The organism is Yersinia nurmii (assembly GCF_001112925.1).
In the GTDB taxonomy this organism is placed as follows: domain Bacteria; phylum Pseudomonadota; class Gammaproteobacteria; order Enterobacterales; family Enterobacteriaceae; genus Yersinia; species Yersinia nurmii.
Genome location: NZ_CPYD01000004.1, coordinates 234,655 through 253,032, shown reverse-complemented (window position 1 = coordinate 253,032; position 18,378 = coordinate 234,655). Strand labels below are relative to the sequence as shown.

The window sequence follows — 18,378 nt, the reverse complement described above, 5'->3', positions numbered from 1 at the left end:
TACAACCGTGTCACCCCGTGGGGTGGAGGATAAAGATGGCGTCTGTAATTTACTGCGACAGTTTGTGGTCTGGAGCCGATATCGTCACGATGCGCGGCGGCCACTATCACACTATTAGCGACGGCGTCATTGCCGTTCATGATGGGAAAATTATCTGGATTGGCACACGCGCGGCTTTGCCTGCTGTGAGAGCCTCGCGGGAAATGACTTTTCCCGGTGGAATCATTACTCCCGGCTTGATTGATTGCCATACGCATCTCGTTTTTGGCGGCGACCGCAGTAGCGAATTCGAACAACGCTTAAACGGCGTGAGTTATGCCGAAATCGCCGCTCAAGGCGGTGGAATTATTTCCACGGTGAATGCAACCCGGCAAACTAGCGAAGATGAACTGCTGGAGCAAGCGCTGTTTCGCATGAAACCGCTGCTGGACGAAGGCGTTACTTGTCTGGAAATCAAATCCGGCTACGGTCTGAGTTTGCAAAGTGAGCTGAAAATGCTGCGGGTCGCTCGCCGACTCGGCGAAATGCTGCCGGTCGAGGTAAAAACCACCTGCCTGGCTGCCCACGCTCTTCCGCCGGAATATGCTAATCGAGCCGACGATTATATCGATCTGGTGTGTAACACCATTATTCCGCAGGTTGCCGCAACCGGGCTGGCTGACGCGGTTGATGCTTTCTGTGAACATTTGGCGTTTTCACCCGCTCAGGTGGAGCGAGTTTTCCATGCGGCAAAAACGGCGGGTTTACCAATCAAACTCCACGCGGAGCAGCTTTCCTCATTAGGTGGCAGCACGCTGGCAGCGCGACATCACGCTTTGTCTGCCGATCATCTGGAATACGCCACTGAGCAGGACGCACAGGCAATGGCCGCATCGGGCACTGTCGCGGTATTGCTGCCCGGAGCCTACTACATGCTGCGGGAAACCCAGTGTCCTCCGGTAGAGCTTTTCCGTCACTATCGCGTGCCTATGGCGTTAGCCAGCGATGCTAACCCCGGCACCTCTCCGGTGTTGTCATTACGCCTGATGTTAAACATGGCCTGTACGTTATTTCGCATGACGCCGGAAGAAGCGCTGGCTGGCATTACCTGCCACGGCGCGCAGGCGCTGGGCGTTCAAGAAACACAGGGCACTCTGGAAGTCGGCAAACTCGCCAACTGGGTACACTGGCCGTTATCTCGTCCAGCCGAATTATCTTACTGGCTGGGCGGACAGCTCCCTGCCACCGTGGTCTATCGAGGAGAAGTACGCCCATGAACATCGCCGATCCCATCAGCTTTCACGTCGGTGAATTACCGCTATTAATCAGTATTCCCCATGCGGGAACTCGCCTGACGCCAGCGGTTGAGGCCGGGCTTAGCGATGCGGCTCGCCCGCTATCTGATACTGACTGGCATATTCCACGCCTTTATTCATTTGCTAAAGATATGGATGCCAGTCTGCTGGTCGGCAATTATTCACGGATGGTGATAGATCTCAACCGTCCATCCAACGATCAACCGCTGTATACCACGGCAACTACCGGTCTGTTTCCTGAGACCTTATTCGATGGCCGCCCTTGTTTTAAACCGGGACAAACACCCTCTGACAGCGAACGCCAACGCTATCTTGACGCTATCTGGCAGCCTTATCACCAGCAGTTACAGCAAGAGCTGGATCGACTAAAAGCTCGGTTTGGCTATGCACTGCTGTTAGACGCACATTCTATTGCTTCGGTTATTCCTCGCCTGTTTGAAGGCCAGCTACCTGATCTTAACTGGGGAACCAACGACGGCCAGAGCTGCGCCAGCAGTTTAAGCGAACGTTTAATTGCCTGCTGTCAGCAGCAAACGACTTTCACTCATATATTGAATGGTAGATTTAAAGGTGGATACATCACCCGAAACTATGGTCAACCGCAGTTGCAACAACACGCGGTGCAGTTGGAACTGGCTCAACTTAATTACATGTCCGAAACCGAGCCTTATGAATTCAGCGCAGGTAAAGCCCAGACATTACAGGGATTACTGAAACAACTGGTAGGCAGCATGATTTTATGGGGGCGCCAACAGGAAAGCATTAGCCACTAAACATTTCGATCAAGCACCAAACAAAAAAGGCCCCATCATAAGGGGCCTTTTTATTTTTCAATAAAAAAGCGGAGTTGCCCCCGCTTCTTTACTTTCACCAATTTCCGACACAGAAAAGGGTAATAATTACTGCTTTGACAACTTAGAAACGGTAAACCAACGCTGCAGCGACTACGTCGTCGGTACCCAGACCCAGTTTGTTGTCATCGTTCAACTGGTTGATTTGATAGTCAACGTAGGTGTACAGGTTTTTGTTGATGTAGTAAGTCACACCGATATCAACATATTTCAACAGATCCGCATCGCCGCCGGCAACGCCAACCAGATCCTTGCCTTTAGACTGTACGTAGCCCAAAGAAGGACGAATGCCGTTTTCGAACTGATACTGTGCTACCAATTCTACGTTTTGGGTTTTGGTCGCGATCACGCTGCCGTATGGCGTCATGTTACGAGTTTCACCGTACATCGCAGCGATATAAACTTGGTTAGCGTCGTATTTCAGCGCGGTTGCCCATGCCTGAGCCTTATCACCCGTTGCGCTGTTAGTCAGAGTTTTCTGACCTAAAGTACGGTTGGAAGAAGAGTAAGATGCCGCAGCGCCGATACCTGAACCACCGATATCCTGATAGTCAACGGACAGACCAAAACCGTCGCCGTTGGCTTTCTGAATTGCACGGCCATTGTTTGCGCCAACCAGCGTTTCGTCATTTTTGCCTTGGTACTGAACGGCAACGTTCAGGCCTTCAACCAGACCGAAGAAATTGCTGTTACGGTAAGTCGCCAAACCGGTAGAACGGCCGGTCATGTAGTTGTCGGTGAAGGACATAGAATCACCGCCGAACTCAGGGAACATATCGGTATACGCCAGCGCGTCATACACTACGCCGTAGTTACGGCCGTAATCGAATGAACCGAATTCAGCAAATTTCAGACCGGCAAAGCCCAGACGGGTTTTATTGCCTTTATCACCTTGAGATTCAGCGTTATTAGCCTGAATGTTATATTCCCACTGACCATAACCGGTCAGTTGGCTATTAATTTGAGTTTCGCCTTTAAAACCTAAACGAACGTAAGTGAAGTCACCGTCGCTTCCTTTATCTTTGCTGAACAGATGTTTCGCAGCTACACGACCGTACAGGTCAAGTTTATTGCCATCTTTATTATAGATTTCGGCTGCGTTAGACAGAGATGGGATCAAGCTTAAGGAGACGGCCAGGGCCAGCACACTGCGTTTCATCATTATTTTCCTTGAATTTTATATAAAGTTAACTCATCGCCATCAAATACATTTGAGCGGCCTAGTGGTTAAGTTTTAATTTTTTATAGTGACAAATAAATGTAAAGCCAAGAGACATTAGCATTAAGCGAAAAAAGATAAAATGGAAAAATTGCAGAAATATCGTCATAAACAGCTTATCAATTGTAACAAAATGTGTTTTACGGAACTTTTGTAATATACTGATTATTAATGAATTTAATGCACACATGAATATCCAAAAGAGTGCAAGCGCACCAAAACAGTGCGCAAGTGTTTCTTTTTGTTTCTTTTTTACGCGACATGGTCAACATGATGAGAAATTTGAGGCTATAGCGTTCTGCTATTGCAAACATTCAGATTCGCAAAGTTATTTCTGTTTTTTGAAGTAACGCAAAAATTAATGAATGATTCGCCTAAAACCAATGACAACGAGAAAGCGTTAATTAATAGAAATAATAACTTTATAAACCACGTGGTTAATTAATCAGTGAATAAAACCATTAATAATAACGTGCCACTCACGCATTCTTTAATGTAAGGATTATGCTAACAATAAGAATTTATGCAGTATTAAACACTGGGTTTTATCTTGAGGGTATTATTATGACATTTTCATTACAGGGTGCCACACCTGCCTGTCCAAAAGTGATATTAACTTGCGTGATTAATTTTAACATTTAATACATTAACTAATTTTCTTAATACTCTCTGATGTCAGATGGCAATCGGTATTCATTGCCAACTGACTCATCGCTCTCCCTTCCTTATATTCATATGCAATTAGCGTCGCGGTAGCTCAGTTTCATCCATGCGCACCAGCATCAGGCCCGCGCGCAGTCCTTGGGCAACGTGGGGATTAGGAAACAATATCCATTCGTAAGGATGTTCGACCCGATAATTTCCGCTGGACTGCTCCATTAACAATCGCCCGTAGGCAAAACGCGCGAAATTGAGGGTTTCATCGGCAACGTGCAAACAGAAGTTTGCATCAGCTTTGATCAAGGATTTCACCACGCGATACAATAACATCGGCGTGTCCGGTGCCCTTTCCGGCACTGGTTCGCCGCAAACCAGCCCCTGCAATCCCCGATTGATTCCGGCGAATTGAGCTAAGTCGTTCTCTCCAAACGGCAACGCTTTCCCCAGCTCTAGCGTACAACTGTCTGCCTCCCAGTATTCACTGGTGTAATTGGAAAAGGTTCCCCCGGCTGAGGTATGCATAACCAAGGCATCCAGTTCGATATTCTGTAGCCAGCGATATAACTCTGATGAATACGGACGCCCCTGATAAGGCAATAAGCCGAATCGAGAATGATAGGAACCACGAATTGCCGTATGTAAATCATAATGCAGCCGCTGATGCACCTTTTCAGTGCTAAAAAATTGGGAAACGGCCTGCTCCAATACCTGAGCTCGCGCTCTCTCGATAGAGTCAGGAAATCCCTGATGGCGGCCGCCAAACATCCGATTGATATCATGTTCGAGATAACGCTTTGCGACGCGAATCGCCGCTGGATTTCCCAATAAAATCAGTAAGCGAACATTTAACTGGCGACGCCCAAGAAACAAATCGCCAACCAATTGATTTAGCAGCTCGATTGGCGCAGTTTCATTACCGTGAATACCGGCTGACAGGACTACTGCCTGCCGATATTCGCCTAGCGGGCACAGTTCCAGCATGCCTTCTCCCAGCCAATGCCAGCGAAACTGCGCCGTTCTCCCTTGGTCGTTCACCGGTTGACACTCAGATAAAGTCAGGGTTAACAAATCCAACATGATGACTCCTTATCATCCATGAAGTGAGTTTTGCTGAAAGTGGTACACCGACCCCAAATCCAGAATCTGCGTCAATTCGTCCAGCGCTTGTCGCCCTTCCTGTAGTAATTGCGGATCGGCCAAATCACTTAACTGCAATCGATCGCGATAATGACGATCGACCCAATTGTTGAGCGTGGCAAAAAGAGCGGGAGTCATCATGACGCGAGGATTCACGGCCTTAAGTTCAGTTTCGTTCAGCGCGATGCGCAGCCGCAGACAGGCCGGGCCTCCGCCGTTGCGCATACTTTCCCGCAGATCGAAAACTTTAATTTCGTCAATCGCCCCACCGCTCGCTACTAACTCGGATAAATAGCGCCAAACACCCGCGTGATCCCGCGACTCCTGCGGGATCACCAGAAGCATTTTCCCGTTATTCTTACGCAATAACTGACTGTTAAATAGGTAGGTAGCGACCGCATCGGCCACTGAAACTCGCTCCGTCGGCACTTGTATTGCGTCTAGCTGATACTCCATTTCGCCCATTTGGCGACGCAACGGCTCCAGAGCACATTTCCCCCCTATAAAAGCCTGTTGATGGTAAAAAAGAACCTGTTGATTGCTAACGGCGATGACATCGTTATGAAAGACTCCACAATCGATAACCTCTGGATTTTGCTGAAGGAAAAATGTGCGACAGGTATCCAACTGATGTAATCGCGCCACGGCCTGACTGGCTTCAAGCGTTTGTCGCGCCGGATAACGACTCGGAGCAGAACCGGTCGCCATACCCTGCCTGCCGTATACGAACACCTGCACCGCGGGTCGATCGTAATCACCGCCGAGGCGGTTATGGTTGGCTGCGCCTTCATCACCAAACAACTCCACGCCGGGCAGTGCCTGATGATGAACAAAGTGATGAGGGTGATTGAAAATACGCTGCAATAACGCACTCGTAGTTTCCGCCTCGATTGCCCGATGGAATTTATTGTTCAAATTGGCGGCGGTAAAATGCACCCGACCGTCGGCACTATCTGCCGAGGGGGAGACAGTAGCGGCATTGGCGGTCCACATAGAAGAAGCCGAACTTACCGCAGACAATAGTCTGGGCGCATCCCGCACGACCCAACTCAAAACCTGCCAATCAGATCCGCTGAAACCTAGCTGCCGTAATGCGGGTAAGCATGGCCGCTCCTGCGGCGGCATCACGCCCTGCGGGTAACCTAGATCCGCCAGCGCTTTCATTTTCAGCAAGCCTTGTTTAGCCGCCAGTTTCGGGTTGGACAGGCTATTTTTATGCTGAGTTGAGGCTTCATTACCGAAAGATAATCCAGCATAGTGATGAGTCAGCCCGACCAATCCATCGAGATTTAATTCATATCCTGCCATAGGGCTTCTCCGGCGCGGCTTATAGAGGATCGGTCACATCAAACGAGATGCCCGGTGATAAAGTCGCTGGCAACGTTAGGTTATCGCTTTCCAGCGATGCCATCGGCCAGGCACAGTAATCCGCCGCGTAAAACGCACTGGGGCGATGATTGCCCGAGGCGCCCACACCGCCGAACGGCGCTGCACTGGAGGCACCTGTCAACGGTTTATTCCAGTTGACGATACCGGCCCGCGCTTCCTGCAACAGTTGCTCAAACTGACGACGATCTGGGGAAACCAGCCCAATAGCCAGACCAAAACGAGTCTGATTCGCAATCTCTAACGCCCTATCGAAATTGTCATAACGAATAATGCAGACCAAAGGGCCAAAATATTCTTCATCCGGCACGTCATTCACTCCGGTGATATCAATAATCCCCGGTGTCAGCACCGCGCCCTCCGCGTCTGGTCTGGTCATAGTCAGCAAGGCTTTACCGCCCAGTTTGATCAGGCTTTCCTGCGCATCCATCATGCGATCCGCCGCCTGAGGGGAGATCACTGCGCCCATAAATGGCTGGGGCTGCTGATCCCAACGGCCAATCCGCAGTGACTGCGCCACGGCGATAAAACGTTGCAGGAAAGCATCGCCTTCTGCGCCGCGTTTTACCAAAATCCGCCGCGAACAGGTACAACGCTGACCGGCAGAAATGAACCCTGACTGGATCGCCAAATTCACCGCTGCATCGCGATCATCAATTTGTTCGACAATCAGCGCATTGTTACCCCCCATCTCCAACGCCAGCATTTTCTCCGGCTGTCCGGCCAATTGACGATGCAACTGATAGCCGGTAGCGGCGCTGCCGGTAAACAACACGCCGTCGATGTCATTCTGTCCGGCTAGCGCGATACCGGTATCCCGTCCGCCCTGAACCAAATTCAGTACACCCGGCGGTATTCCAGCCTGCTGCCAAAGTTTGACGGTTTCTTCCGCAGTTTTCGGCGTCAGTTCGCTAGGTTTAAACACCAGCGTGTTACCGGCCAACAATGCTGGAACTATATGCCCATTGGGTAAGTGTCCGGGAAAATTGTACGGGCCAAACACTGCCAGTACGCCGTGAGGACGATGGCGCACCACGGAGAGTGCGTCGGCCATTGGCGATTCGCTGGTGCCGGTACGAATTTGATGGGCTTGCAATGAAATATTCACCTTGCCAATCATGGCCTGAATTTCTGTCAGCGTTTCCCAATGAGGTTTGCTGGTTTCCAGGCTGATAGTGCGCGCCAGTTGCTGTTTATGCTGTTCCAGCAGTACGGCAAAACGCTGAATAATCGCCACTCGCTGCTCTAACGACGTTTTCGCCCAAACCGGGAAAGCCGTTCGCGCGGCCTGACAGGCTTTGGCGACATCCTGCTCATCGGCTGCACGGGCTTGCCACAGTAATTGCTGATCCATAGGATCGTGTTTTGCGAAAGGCTCACCCTTGCCGGTGTGCCATTCCCCTTGAATAAAAAGTGCAGGATGGGTCATTTTCGTGTCTCCGGGGAAAATAAGCTGACCAAACGAACCGTTCCGCCCTGTTCCACGCCAAGCGCAGCCGCACTTTCGGCGTTGAGGTGCAGAACCTCATCAGTCAAATCGGTGTGAATCAACAGCGCACGAAAGTGATGGTAATCATCATTCGCTACCAGATAAGCGGTGCCGTTGCCGTCCAGAATGACATCATCAATAGAAATCTGCCGTTTCGTACTTTGGCGCACTGCGCGGATTTCATCCGTATTGGCCTCCAGCGTTGGGCCACCGTCAAAAATGTCCACATACCCTTGGTATTGCAGGCCTTCGGTTTCCAACACCGCTCGCGCTGGCGCAGTATGGGGATGTACCTGGCCAATAACCGCCTGTGCTTCAGCCGCCAGAAAATCCACGTAAAGCGGATGTTTCGGCATCAATTCCGCAATAAAGGCTTTCTGGCCGGTGCCACTCAGATAATCCGCTTTGGCAAATTCAATAGAAAAGAAATGGCGTCCGACATTTTCCCAAAACGGAGAGCGCCCCTGTTCATCGGTAAAACCGCGCATTTCCGCGATCAGCTTGCGCGAGAATAACTGGCGGAAAGCGGCAATAAACAGAAAGCGCACTTTAGAAAGGAAGGGACCATTTTTCCCCTGACGATATTCAGGATCGAGAAATAAAGTACACAGCTCACTGTAGCCAGTGTGGTCGTTGCTCAAAAAGAGCGTTGGCACCGACTTGTAGACATTGAGGGTTTTCGACGCATGTACCAGCGCCCCCACGCGAAAGTTGTACCAGGGATCATTCATGCCAACGGCAACCTCAATCGCGCTGACGCCGACCACCTTTTGACGCTCAGTGTCTTCCAAAACGAACAGGTAACCCTGTTCGCCCAAGGCCAAAGTTCCTTGCCAGGTGTTTAACGCCCGTTCAATGCGTGCTGCGAGGTGTTGCTCATTTTGTGGCAGAGAAGTCATGCCTACGCCAGTTTTTCCAGCCAGTTCCAAGATATCGGCCAGATCCCGACGTTCTACCGGGCGAATAATCATCATAATCAAGGTCCTTTTTTACAGCGTTAATCCTATTGGCAAACCTGCTCAATCCCACGGGCAAGGCGTGCCAGTCCCTCTTCGACGTCTGATTGAGAAATGATGAGAGAAGGAGCAAACCGCACCACATCCGGCCCGGCAATCAGAGCAATCAACCCGTGTTTGGCTGCGGCCTGAATAATGGCTTTGGATTGACCGGCATATTCGCGTTTTAACGCGCAGCCAATCAGTAGGCCGCTGCCGCGAATCTCGGAGAACACGGGATAACGAGCGTTAATGTTTGCCAATCCCTGCTGGAACCACTGATGGCGCAGCTTCACGCCGGATAGCACTTCTGGTGTGTTGATCAACCGCAGAACGGTTCCCGCCACAGCACAGGCCAGCGGGTTGCCGCCGTAGGTGGTTCCGTGGCTACCGACGTTGAGCGCACCGGCAAAACGGTTGGTCGTCAACATTGCAGCGATTGGGAAGCCGCCCCCCAAGGCTTTGGCACTGGTTAATACGTCCGGTGTCACGCCGTAATGCATATAGGCATAGAGTTCACCGGTACGACCGACGCCGGTCTGCACTTCATCAAAAATCAGCAAAGCGTTATGGCGATCGCATAAAGCACGCAGTCCACGCAGGAATTCGGCGTCCGCCGGAACCACGCCGCCTTCCCCCTGAATCGGCTCGACAATCACCGCGCAGGTTTGCTGATTGATCAACGTTTCCGCCGATGCCAGATCGTTAAAAATGCCGTGACTGATCCCACCTGGCAACGGAGCAAAATCCTGCGAATATTTTGGCTGTCCACCCGCAGAAACGGTAAATAGCGTGCGGCCATGAAACGCGTTGCGAAAAGCCACGATCTGGTTTTTCTCGCCCTTTTGCCCCGGCTGGTTGGCATAGGTATCCAGCGCATATTTACGCGCCAACTTCAGCGCCGCTTCGTTAGCCTCCGCCCCGGAGTTACAGAAAAAGACTTTTTCAGCAAACGTCGCATCAATCAGTTGCTTGGCTAACCGCAGCACCGGTTCATTGGTATAACCATTACCCAAATGCCACAGTTTTTCCGCCTGTTCATGCAAGGCAGCTTTAAGCGCCGGATGTCCGTGTCCCAAGGCATTGACCGCAATACCACCGGCAAAATCGATGTAAGATTTTCCTTGTTGATCCCACAGAGTCGCACCTTCTCCACGAACCGGGATAAAGTCAGCCGGTGCATAGGTTGGCACTAGCCATTCATCAAATGATTGGCGGGTGACCGGGATTGGCTGTTCCATATAAACCTCTTTCTCAGCATGCGTTTGGGGTGTGAATGCGTACTGGCGAGCCAATGGCACTCTCTTTTCCCGCCGTCGCCTCACACTGATGGAGTGAGCACGGCGGAGGTAAAAATGTTATTTCGCAAAATGGTGACGACCGAAGTCGATTGGGTCGCCTTTCGTAGATCCTGTTAACAATTCAGAATGAAACATATTCATTTGATATAAAGTGTAGAGCAGCTTTTATGCCAGCAAGCCCAACATGTGAATAAAATGTATTTTTTGCGTAAAAACAAGAGTTTAGTTTGCATAATTATGCAAAATGCGCAATTCTCCGTGCATTAATTCATCAAAAAATGGCGTATTTACTGGGGGTGCGTCGAAATATTATTCAAATAATGGGAAGTTCGATTTTTGCTCTGTATGATCACATTTATGCAACACAATAATAACAGGCATGCGTGCTAGCGCCCTATATATGGGCAGTGAATGCGTCAATTTAGTGCGTTTGTTCTGTCGGATTTGTGTCTGGCGGCAGGTCGATGGGTGAGCATGATTCTCACCCATGATGTGATTGGAAAAGAGTTAAGTGTGTTCGCGCTGTGAATCCTCCTCTCTAGCGACGCGCACTGAGCTGATAAACCAATTGGCCGAGGGTTTTAATTGCCTGCTCGCTGTGGCTACTCCACGGGAAGGAGGCATTGAGGCGGAAACAGTGATCAAACTGCTTACCGGTAGTGAACATCCGCCCTGGCGCAATGCTGATCCCCTGCTCTAACGCACGAAGATAAAGTTCATTGGTACTAAACGGCGGTTCCATTTCTACCCATAAAAAGAAACCACCGCCGGGATGACTGATTTTCACGTTTTTTGGGAAAGCTTCTGCCACCGCCTGATGGATAGTGTTCAACCGTTGTTCCATGACCCGCCGCAGGCGGCGCAGATGCGTATCATACCCACCCTGAGTGAGATAATCGGCAATAGCCAGTTGAGTGGGTACGCTGGCAGAAACGGTGCTCATCAGTTGTAAATGCTGAATACGCTGAGCGTGAGTCCCCGCCGCCACCCAGCCGACCCGAAAACCAGGTGCCAGACATTTAGAAAAGGAGGAGCAGTGCAAAATCTGACGATGCTGATCCAGTGCCTTGGCGGGCAGCGGACGTTCCGCGCCAAAATACAGCTCGCCATACACGTCATCTTCTATTAGCGAGATATTGTTCTGCTGTAACAGGTTGACCAACCGCTCTTTATGGCTCCACGGCATGGTGGAACCCAGCGGATTCTGGAAATGAGTCATCAGCCAGCAGGCCTTAATCGGATATTGGCCGATAACCTGCTCTAGGGAATCCAGATCGATACCTAACTGCGGATGGGTGGTAATGGCAATGGCTTTTAATCGCAAACGCTCAATGGCCTGTAATGCGCCATAAAATGCCGGCGATTCAATCACTACCCAGTCTCCCGGCTCCGTCACCGCCTGCAAACTCAGGCTCAGAGACTCCATCGCACCGGCGGTAATCACAATTTCTTCCGGCGAAACATTCATACCGCTGGCAGCATAGCGTTGGGCAATATTCCTTCGCAGGCTTTCGTTACCCGGCGGCAGGTTAGTGACCGAACTTTGCGGTGATATTTTCCGCGCTACGCTGGCCAGCGCTTTGGATAACCTCGGTTGCAATAACAGGCAGGGATCGGGAAAAGCAGAGCCAAAGGGTACAATCGCCGGATCTTTCCCCGCCTGTAGCACGTCAAAGATAAAGGCATTGATATCGACCTGCTCGGACAAATGCAGTTTGGTACCGCGCTGCGGCTGCGGTAGCTGGGTAGGTCGGGACGCCACATAGTAACCAGACTGCGGTCGCGCCACGATCCAGCCCTGACTTTCCAGCAGTTGGTATGACTGCACCACCGTCATCAGACTCAGCCCCGATTGCTTACAGCTTTCCCGCAGCGATGGCAGTTTATCCCCGGCCTGCCATACTTTTGACTGAATCTGGGTACGGATCTGACTGGCTAATTGCTCATATCGTGTCATAAGTCATCTGTTATAGGTAATATTGCGTTAACTGTCACTATTATACCTACTTTAACCTGTGGTTAACTTGCTGCCAAGCCCGCCAGCCCGAAAAACCATCTCGGTCATTGATGAAGCCGCCGCATGACCGGTTTAGGATCTCAGCAATTGCCTCGAATAAATCTTCCACAAGGACAGGGTTTTCCGGTTGGGCGCTGTCTGTTTCACGGCGATAGCCATCACCTGCAACGTAATTGCGATATACCGCTATGAAAAATAGAAGGAAGTACCATGTTTGATAAGGGGTCCCTATGCTTGGGTTAACTGCACTAGAACTGGCCCGCATTCAGTTCGCTTTCACCGTTTCGTTTCATATTATTTTTCCGGCAATCACTATCGGCTTAGCCAGTTTTCTGGCGGTGCTGGAAGGACTGTGGCTAAAAACCAAAAATCAGGACTACCGCGACCTTTACCATTTCTGGTCAAAAATCTTTGCGGTTAACTTCGGTATGGGCGTGGTGTCCGGTTTGGTTATGGCCTACCAGTTCGGCACCAATTGGAGTTTTTTCTCCGAATTTGCCGGCAGTATTACTGGCCCCTTGCTGACTTATGAAGTGTTAACCGCCTTCTTCCTCGAAGCCGGTTTTCTCGGTGTGATGCTGTTCGGTTGGAATCGCGTTGGCCCCGGCCTGCACTTTTTTGCCACCTGCATGGTGGCGCTCGGCACGCTGATGTCCACGTTCTGGATTTTAGCCTCCAATAGTTGGATGCAAACGCCGCAAGGCTTTGAAGTGGTTAACGGGCAGGTGGTGCCGCTGGACTGGATTGAAGTGATCTTTAACCCGTCATTCCCTTATCGATTGGCACACATGTCTACCGCCGCCTTCCTGTCCTCCGCCTTCTTTGTCGGGGCATCTGCCGCCTGGCATCTACTGCGTGGCCGCGATACTTCCGCTATGCGTAAAATGCTGTCGATGGCGATGTGGATGGCACTGATCGTCGCCCCGATTCAGGCGTTGATTGGCGATGCCCACGGTTTGAATACGCTGGAACATCAGCCAGCTAAAATTGCCGCTATCGAAGGGCATTGGGAAAATCATCCCGGCGAGGCAACGCCGTTAGTGCTTTTTGGTCTACCGGATATGGCGCAGGAAAAAAACCATTTTGCTTTGGAAATTCCCTATTTGGGCAGCCTGATTCTGACTCACAGCTTGGATAAACAGGTGCCCGCGCTGAAATCTTTCCCGCCGGAAGATCGGCCTAACGTACCCGCGGTGTTCTGGGCCTTCCGTATTATGGTGGCATTGGGGATGTTGATGATTCTGGCTGGCGTGTGGAGCCTGTGGTTACGCTGGCGCGGTGGTTTATACCAAAACCGAGCTTTCCTAAACTTTATCTTATGGATGGGACCGTCCGGTTTGATCGCTTTGCTGGCCGGATGGTTTACCACTGAAATGGGACGCCAGCCTTGGGTAGTCTACGGGTTGATGCGAACAAAAGATGCGGTTTCCGGCCACGGCGAAATCCATATGAGCATCACGCTACTCGCCTTCCTGCTGGTGTATTGCTCGGTGTTCGGCGTGGGTTATGCCTACATGATGCGCCTGATTCGCAAAGGCCCTGTCAAACACGAAGGTGACTCACCGGAACAAGGCGGCCCCGGCCAACAGCGTACCCCGGCACGACCGCTATCCGCCGTCAGTGATAGCCTAGACAATAACCATTCTGAAAGCCGCAGGAGCTAATTATGGGTATGGATCTTCCACTAATCTGGTTCGTTATTATTGTTTTCAGCACCATGATGTATGTGGTGATGGATGGTTTCGATCTCGGCATCGGAATGCTTTTCCCGTTGGTGAAAGACAGCCGCGATCGGGATTTGATGATGAACAGCGTCGCCCCAGTTTGGGATGGCAACGAAACCTGGCTGGTTCTTGGCGGGGCAGCGCTGTTTGGCGCATTCCCCTTGGCCTATGCGGTTATTCTGGACGCACTCACCATCCCTCTCACGTTGATGCTATTAGGGCTGATTTTCCGTGGTGTCGCCTTCGAATTTCGCTTTAAAGCTACGCCGGAAAAACAGCATATCTGGGATAAAGCGTTCATTGGCGGCTCATTGCTGGCTACCTTTACCCAAGGCGTGGTTCTGGGCGCCTTTATCAACGGGTTTGAAGTCACGGGTCGCGCCTATACCGGCGGTCCTTTCGACTGGTTGACGCCTTTTGCTTTGTTCTCTGGCTTGGGGCTGGTCGTGGCTTACGCGTTGCTGGGCTGTACCTGGTTGGTGATGAAAACCGAAGGCCATTTGCAATATACCATGCTGCGCTTGGCTACGCCGCTGACCTTACTCATGCTGCTGGTTATCGGCGCGATTAGTCTGTGGACGCCATTGGCGCACCCACAAATCGCCGAGCGCTGGTTTAGCTTGCCTAATCTCTACTGGTTCCTTCCGGTGCCTATTCTGGTGTTGATCGCCACCTGTGCGCTGTTGCACAGCGTCAAAAATCGCGGCCACTATGCGCCCTTCCTGCTGACGCTGCTGCTGGTTTTCCTCGGCTACAGCGGTTTGGGCATCAGCGTCTGGCCTTATCTGATTCCGCCATCCATTACTTTCTGGGCCGCCGCCGCGCCCATGCAAAGCCTCGGTTTTATGCTAGTCGGCGCGCTGTTTATTATCCCGATTATTCTGGTTTATACCTTCTGGAGCTACTACGTGTTCCGGGGAAAAATCAATCACGATCAGGGCTATCACTGATTTCTTCGGGCTGGCGAACCCAGCCCGATCGGATTCATTTGAACAACAGGAAATCCTATGTTTAAAAAAACGGTTCCCATCTCGACAAAGCCGTCAACACCGGTACCTTGGTGGAAAAAATTAGGCTGGCTGGTGCTGATTTGGTGCGGCAGCGTATTAGCACTACTGGCCGTCTCCATGCTGTTCCGTATGCTGATGACCGCTGCAGGAATGAAGAGCCATTAGCACTAACACTTTATCTACAAAAACGGTAAGGTAGCGGCGTTTATTGCTCAAAGGAATTCCGCTGAATGAAACGCTACCTGATCCCGATTGTTAATCAGGTTGCCCTGCTAATGCTGCTCTTAGGCCTGCTGGGACTGGCCGGCATGAGTATCTCTTCGTGGATGGCTCAAAGTATTCAGGGTAACGCCCACGCTATCAATAAGGCCGGATCACTACGCATGCAAAGCTACCGTTTGCTCTCGATGGTGCCGCTGGATAGCCATGATTTACCCTATCTCGATGCGCTAGAGCAGGATAAAACCAGCGCTGACTTGCAACAATCCCTGCAACGAGAAGGATTAACCGAACAATACCAGCAGCTAAATCAGTACTGGACCCAAACGCTTAAACCTCGTTTACAGCAGGCTCAACGCCCCGAAGACGCCGCTGAGCAGGTTGCCAGTTTCGTTCACCAGTTGGATGCTCTGGTACTCGCTATCGATCACAAAACCGAACAGCGTATTGTTCTGGTCTCCGTCATCCAATGGATTTTCATCGCGCTGACCCTGATCCTGTTACTTGCCACAACCTTTTATCTACGCCGCCGATTGCTTCGCCCATGGCTGCAGCTGATCACCATGGCGAATGCCATTGCCCGAGGGGATTTCAGCCATCGTTATTCCCTGACTCGTCACCGTGACGAAATGGGCACACTCGGTCTGGCATTAAATCGTATGTCGCAGGAACTCTCATTGATTTATGCCGATTTGGAACAGCGCGTGGCTGAAAAAACCGCTGATTTGCAGCAGAAAAATCAGGTGCTGGCCTTTCTTTACCAAAGCAGCCAGGAATTACATACCCACCAGCCGTTGGCCGATCGTTTAGAGCCCATAATCAATCAGCTTAAGTTATTAACGCCGCTGAAGAACATTCAGATTTGCCTGTATAAAGAGGGGGGCGAAGGTCAGGCTAATCCGCTGCATACTGCGCAGGGAACCATTATTAGCAGTCAGGAGTTGGAAAACGCCTTGACGCCAGATCAACAGTGGGAATCGCTGAGCTGGAGTCTCAGCGATAAGCTAGAACAATACGGCTTATTATTGGCTAAACAGCCCGTGAATCATCCTCTGAGTGATGAGCAGTTCCAGCTGATCCACATGCTGGTAGAACAGTTGACCAGCACGCTGGCGCTTGAGAGTCAGGCCAAGCATCAACAGCAATTGCTACTCATGAATGAACGCTCAGCCATTGCCCGCGAGTTACACGATTCTATTGCTCAATCCCTTTCCTGCCTAAAAATTCAGATCAGTTGCCTGCAGCAGCAAACCCGGGATCTTCCTGAAACCAGTAAGATATTGATGCAGCAAATGCGCGAAGAGTTAAACATCGCCTATCGCCAGCTAAGAGAATTGTTAACCACCTTCCGGCTTAAACTGAGCCAAGCTACGCTAAGCGCCGCGTTAGAAGCGACCGCAGCCGAGTTCAGCGAACGTATCGGTATTCCGGTTAATCTGGATTATCAGTTACCTAATGATTTGGTTCCTGTTCATCAATCTATTCATTTGGTACAGGTCGCTCGAGAAGCTTTAAGCAATATCTATAAACATGCTCAGGCTACCGAAGTTTCCATTCGGGTTTATCGCGATAACGATGAGGTGGTGATGGTGGTTCAGGATAATGGATTGGGTATTGGCGACAGCAGCGCGCGGCCCAACCACTACGGGCTGATGATTATGCAGGATCGCGCGAACAATCTGGGTGGACACTGCGAAATACGCCAGCGGCCAGAGGGCGGCACCGAAGTCCGAATTCAATTCATTCCGGATAGTGACGATCTAGTTTGATTGAAATCCTCAATAAGGGCGGAGGGATTATCCCCGCCGCCTAATTTTATCTCTGATAATCGATAGCATCTTGATCTCTTTCTACTGCCAGCAGCGGATACTGAATATTCTGCACTACCAGAGTCGGCTGACACAGCAGAATAAATAGTCAGATGAATTACGAGCTTAATAGCCATTCCAAATCATCCAGCCATCGCACGCTCTATAGCACTTTCAGTTCATGCAAATAATTATCATTCACATAACTCGGTGATACAATTGCTTCATCAATTCCGCTGCAGCCAAATTAGCTGAATATCCAATAGAATAAAAAGGATGAGAGAGTGACTACAGACACCGCCGCCACCGCCGCCACGAAACGCCCTGCGCCACCTCGTTGGGTGCAAGTTAAAGAAGTGCTGGATATTTCACCGCACCTGCGACGTATTACTTTCCACAGTGATTCATTAGCTAACTATCCAGCAGACTGTGCCGCTTCGCATCTGAAAGTATTTTTGCCTCAGCCGGGGCAAACCCAACCCGCATTGCCCGTGTTAACCGATAAAGGCCCTATCTGGCCGGAAGGGGAAATGCGCCCGATTGTACGCACCTATACGGTACGCGCGGTGCGCCCTGCTTCCGGTGAAATTGATATTGAATTCGCCATTCACGATCACCAAGGTCCGGCGGTAGATTTTGCCCGCCATGCTCAAAAAAATGACTGGATCGGCATCAGCAATCCCGGCGGCCCACAGCCGATGTTACCACCAGCACAGCATTATTATCTGGTTGGCGACCCTTCCTCCCTGCCCGCTATCGCCGCGCTGTTAGAAACCTTGCCTGCTCACGCGCAAGGTCAGGTAATCGTACGCATAGATAGCGCGCAGGACGTGCTGGATCTACGTAAACCTGCTGGCGTTGAGCTAAATTGGGTTATCGGAGGAACTGAGAAAACTCATGAAATCGTCACTCAATTCTGTTCTTTCACCTTACCTACGGAAAATGTGATGTTTTGGCTGGCTGGTGAAGACAAGTTAGTGGTGCGACTACGCCGCTATTTACGCCGCGAAAAAGGCTGTGAACGCGATCAGCTTTACGCCGTCCCTTACTGGCGCGAAGGGATGAATGAAGAGGCTTACCATCAGAAGCGCCATGATGTGATGGATAATCTCGACGGTTAAGTTTCAAAATAAATCCTATATCCACTTGGACATATCGCCCTGATATGTCCATTCTTAATAAGCTAATTAACCAAATACCATTGTTTTTAAAAAACGTGTAAAGAAACTCTGCCAAACCCTTGTTATTTGTTAATCTTAGTCTCATT

Annotated in this window: 14 protein-coding genes; 7 read left to right on the top strand and 7 right to left on the bottom strand. The window is 50.7% G+C overall.

Annotated elements, in window-relative coordinates; translation table 11 throughout:
* Positions 1-35 precede the first annotated feature (35 nt).
* Together hutI and hutG are read left to right on the top strand one after the other, a co-directional pair.
* Entirely contained in the window at positions 36-1,256 is a 1,221-nt protein-coding gene (gene hutI / locus AD970_RS07255) for an imidazolonepropionase (RefSeq protein WP_049597636.1), read from the top strand.
* Positions 1,253-2,068: an N-formylglutamate deformylase gene (gene hutG / locus AD970_RS07250; RefSeq protein ID WP_049597635.1), complete on the top strand. Its 816-nt coding sequence runs from the start codon at positions 1,253-1,255 to the stop codon at positions 2,066-2,068. The genes hutI and hutG overlap by 4 nt, the downstream gene beginning before the upstream one ends.
* Positions 2,069-2,210: 142 nt before the next feature.
* On the opposite strand, the gene AD970_RS07245 is transcribed toward hutG, so the two are convergent.
* From AD970_RS07245 to AD970_RS07215, 7 genes are all read right to left on the bottom strand, one after another.
* Complete coding sequence (locus AD970_RS07245; RefSeq protein WP_049597634.1) at positions 2,211-3,308, bottom strand: porin; 1,098 nt, start codon at positions 3,306-3,308, stop codon at positions 2,211-2,213.
* Positions 3,309-4,106: 798 nt separating this feature from the next.
* Entirely contained in the window at positions 4,107-5,102 is a 996-nt protein-coding gene (gene astE / locus AD970_RS07240; protein ID WP_049597633.1) for a succinylglutamate desuccinylase, read from the bottom strand.
* Positions 5,103-5,114: 12 nt separating this feature from the next.
* Positions 5,115-6,470 carry an N-succinylarginine dihydrolase gene (astB, locus tag AD970_RS07235; RefSeq protein ID WP_049597632.1) on the bottom strand — a complete coding sequence of 452 codons (1,356 nt, stop codon included), beginning with the start codon at positions 6,468-6,470 and terminating at the stop codon, positions 5,115-5,117.
* Positions 6,471-6,489: 19 nt separating this feature from the next.
* A complete protein-coding gene (astD, locus tag AD970_RS07230; protein ID WP_049597631.1) occupies positions 6,490-7,977 on the bottom strand; it encodes a succinylglutamate-semialdehyde dehydrogenase in 1,488 nt (495 codons plus the stop codon).
* Complete coding sequence (gene astA / locus AD970_RS07225) at positions 7,974-9,011, bottom strand: arginine N-succinyltransferase (RefSeq protein ID WP_049597630.1); 1,038 nt, start codon at positions 9,009-9,011, stop codon at positions 7,974-7,976. The genes astD and astA overlap by 4 nt, the downstream gene beginning before the upstream one ends.
* Positions 9,012-9,040: 29 nt before the next feature.
* Positions 9,041-10,273 carry an aspartate aminotransferase family protein gene (locus tag AD970_RS07220; protein ID WP_049597629.1) on the bottom strand — a complete coding sequence of 411 codons (1,233 nt, stop codon included), beginning with the start codon at positions 10,271-10,273 and terminating at the stop codon, positions 9,041-9,043.
* Positions 10,274-10,871: 598 nt separating this feature from the next.
* Positions 10,872-12,290: an aminotransferase-like domain-containing protein gene (locus AD970_RS07215; protein WP_049597628.1), complete on the bottom strand. Its 1,419-nt coding sequence runs from the start codon at positions 12,288-12,290 to the stop codon at positions 10,872-10,874.
* Positions 12,291-12,580: 290 nt separating this feature from the next.
* Between AD970_RS07215 and AD970_RS07210 the strand changes: the two genes are divergently transcribed.
* From AD970_RS07210 to AD970_RS07195, 5 genes are all read left to right on the top strand, one after another.
* Complete coding sequence (locus tag AD970_RS07210; protein WP_049597627.1) at positions 12,581-14,014, top strand: cytochrome ubiquinol oxidase subunit I; 1,434 nt, start codon at positions 12,581-12,583, stop codon at positions 14,012-14,014.
* Positions 14,015-14,016: 2 nt separating this feature from the next.
* Complete coding sequence (gene cydB, locus AD970_RS07205) at positions 14,017-15,024, top strand: cytochrome d ubiquinol oxidase subunit II (RefSeq protein WP_049597626.1); 1,008 nt, start codon at positions 14,017-14,019, stop codon at positions 15,022-15,024.
* Between the two features lie 57 nt (positions 15,025-15,081).
* Positions 15,082-15,249 (top strand): DUF2474 domain-containing protein, encoded by a 168-nt coding sequence (locus tag AD970_RS18765; RefSeq protein ID WP_072080609.1) that lies wholly within the window; start codon positions 15,082-15,084, stop codon positions 15,247-15,249.
* A 65-nt stretch (positions 15,250-15,314) separates the two neighbouring features.
* Positions 15,315-17,072 (top strand): nitrate/nitrite two-component system sensor histidine kinase NarX, encoded by a 1,758-nt coding sequence (gene narX / locus AD970_RS07200; protein WP_049597625.1) that lies wholly within the window; start codon positions 15,315-15,317, stop codon positions 17,070-17,072.
* A gap of 323 nt (positions 17,073-17,395) precedes the next feature.
* Positions 17,396-18,232 (top strand): siderophore-interacting protein, encoded by an 837-nt coding sequence (locus AD970_RS07195; RefSeq protein ID WP_049597624.1) that lies wholly within the window; start codon positions 17,396-17,398, stop codon positions 18,230-18,232.
* Positions 18,233-18,378: the final 146 nt, after the last annotated feature.

Bases quoted from the DNA above. Each gene is read 5' to 3' on its own strand.
- hutI (WP_049597636.1), top strand. From the start codon at position 36: ATGGCGTCTGTAATTTACTGCGACAGTTTGTGGTCTGGAGCCGATATC.
- hutG (WP_049597635.1), top strand. From the start codon at position 1,253: ATGAACATCGCCGATCCCATCAGCTTTCACGTCGGTGAATTACCGCTA.
- AD970_RS07245 (WP_049597634.1), bottom strand. From the start codon at position 3,308: ATGATGAAACGCAGTGTGCTGGCCCTGGCCGTCTCCTTAAGCTTGATC.
- astE (WP_049597633.1), bottom strand. From the start codon at position 5,102: ATGTTGGATTTGTTAACCCTGACTTTATCTGAGTGTCAACCGGTGAAC.
- astB (WP_049597632.1), bottom strand. From the start codon at position 6,470: ATGGCAGGATATGAATTAAATCTCGATGGATTGGTCGGGCTGACTCAT.
- astD (WP_049597631.1), bottom strand. From the start codon at position 7,977: ATGACCCATCCTGCACTTTTTATTCAAGGGGAATGGCACACCGGCAAG.
- astA (WP_049597630.1), bottom strand. From the start codon at position 9,011: ATGATGATTATTCGCCCGGTAGAACGTCGGGATCTGGCCGATATCTTG.
- AD970_RS07220 (WP_049597629.1), bottom strand. From the start codon at position 10,273: ATGGAACAGCCAATCCCGGTCACCCGCCAATCATTTGATGAATGGCTA.
- AD970_RS07215 (WP_049597628.1), bottom strand. From the start codon at position 12,290: ATGACACGATATGAGCAATTAGCCAGTCAGATCCGTACCCAGATTCAG.
- AD970_RS07210 (WP_049597627.1), top strand. From the start codon at position 12,581: ATGCTTGGGTTAACTGCACTAGAACTGGCCCGCATTCAGTTCGCTTTC.
- cydB (WP_049597626.1), top strand. From the start codon at position 14,017: ATGGGTATGGATCTTCCACTAATCTGGTTCGTTATTATTGTTTTCAGC.
- AD970_RS18765 (WP_072080609.1), top strand. From the start codon at position 15,082: ATGTTTAAAAAAACGGTTCCCATCTCGACAAAGCCGTCAACACCGGTA.
- narX (WP_049597625.1), top strand. From the start codon at position 15,315: ATGAAACGCTACCTGATCCCGATTGTTAATCAGGTTGCCCTGCTAATG.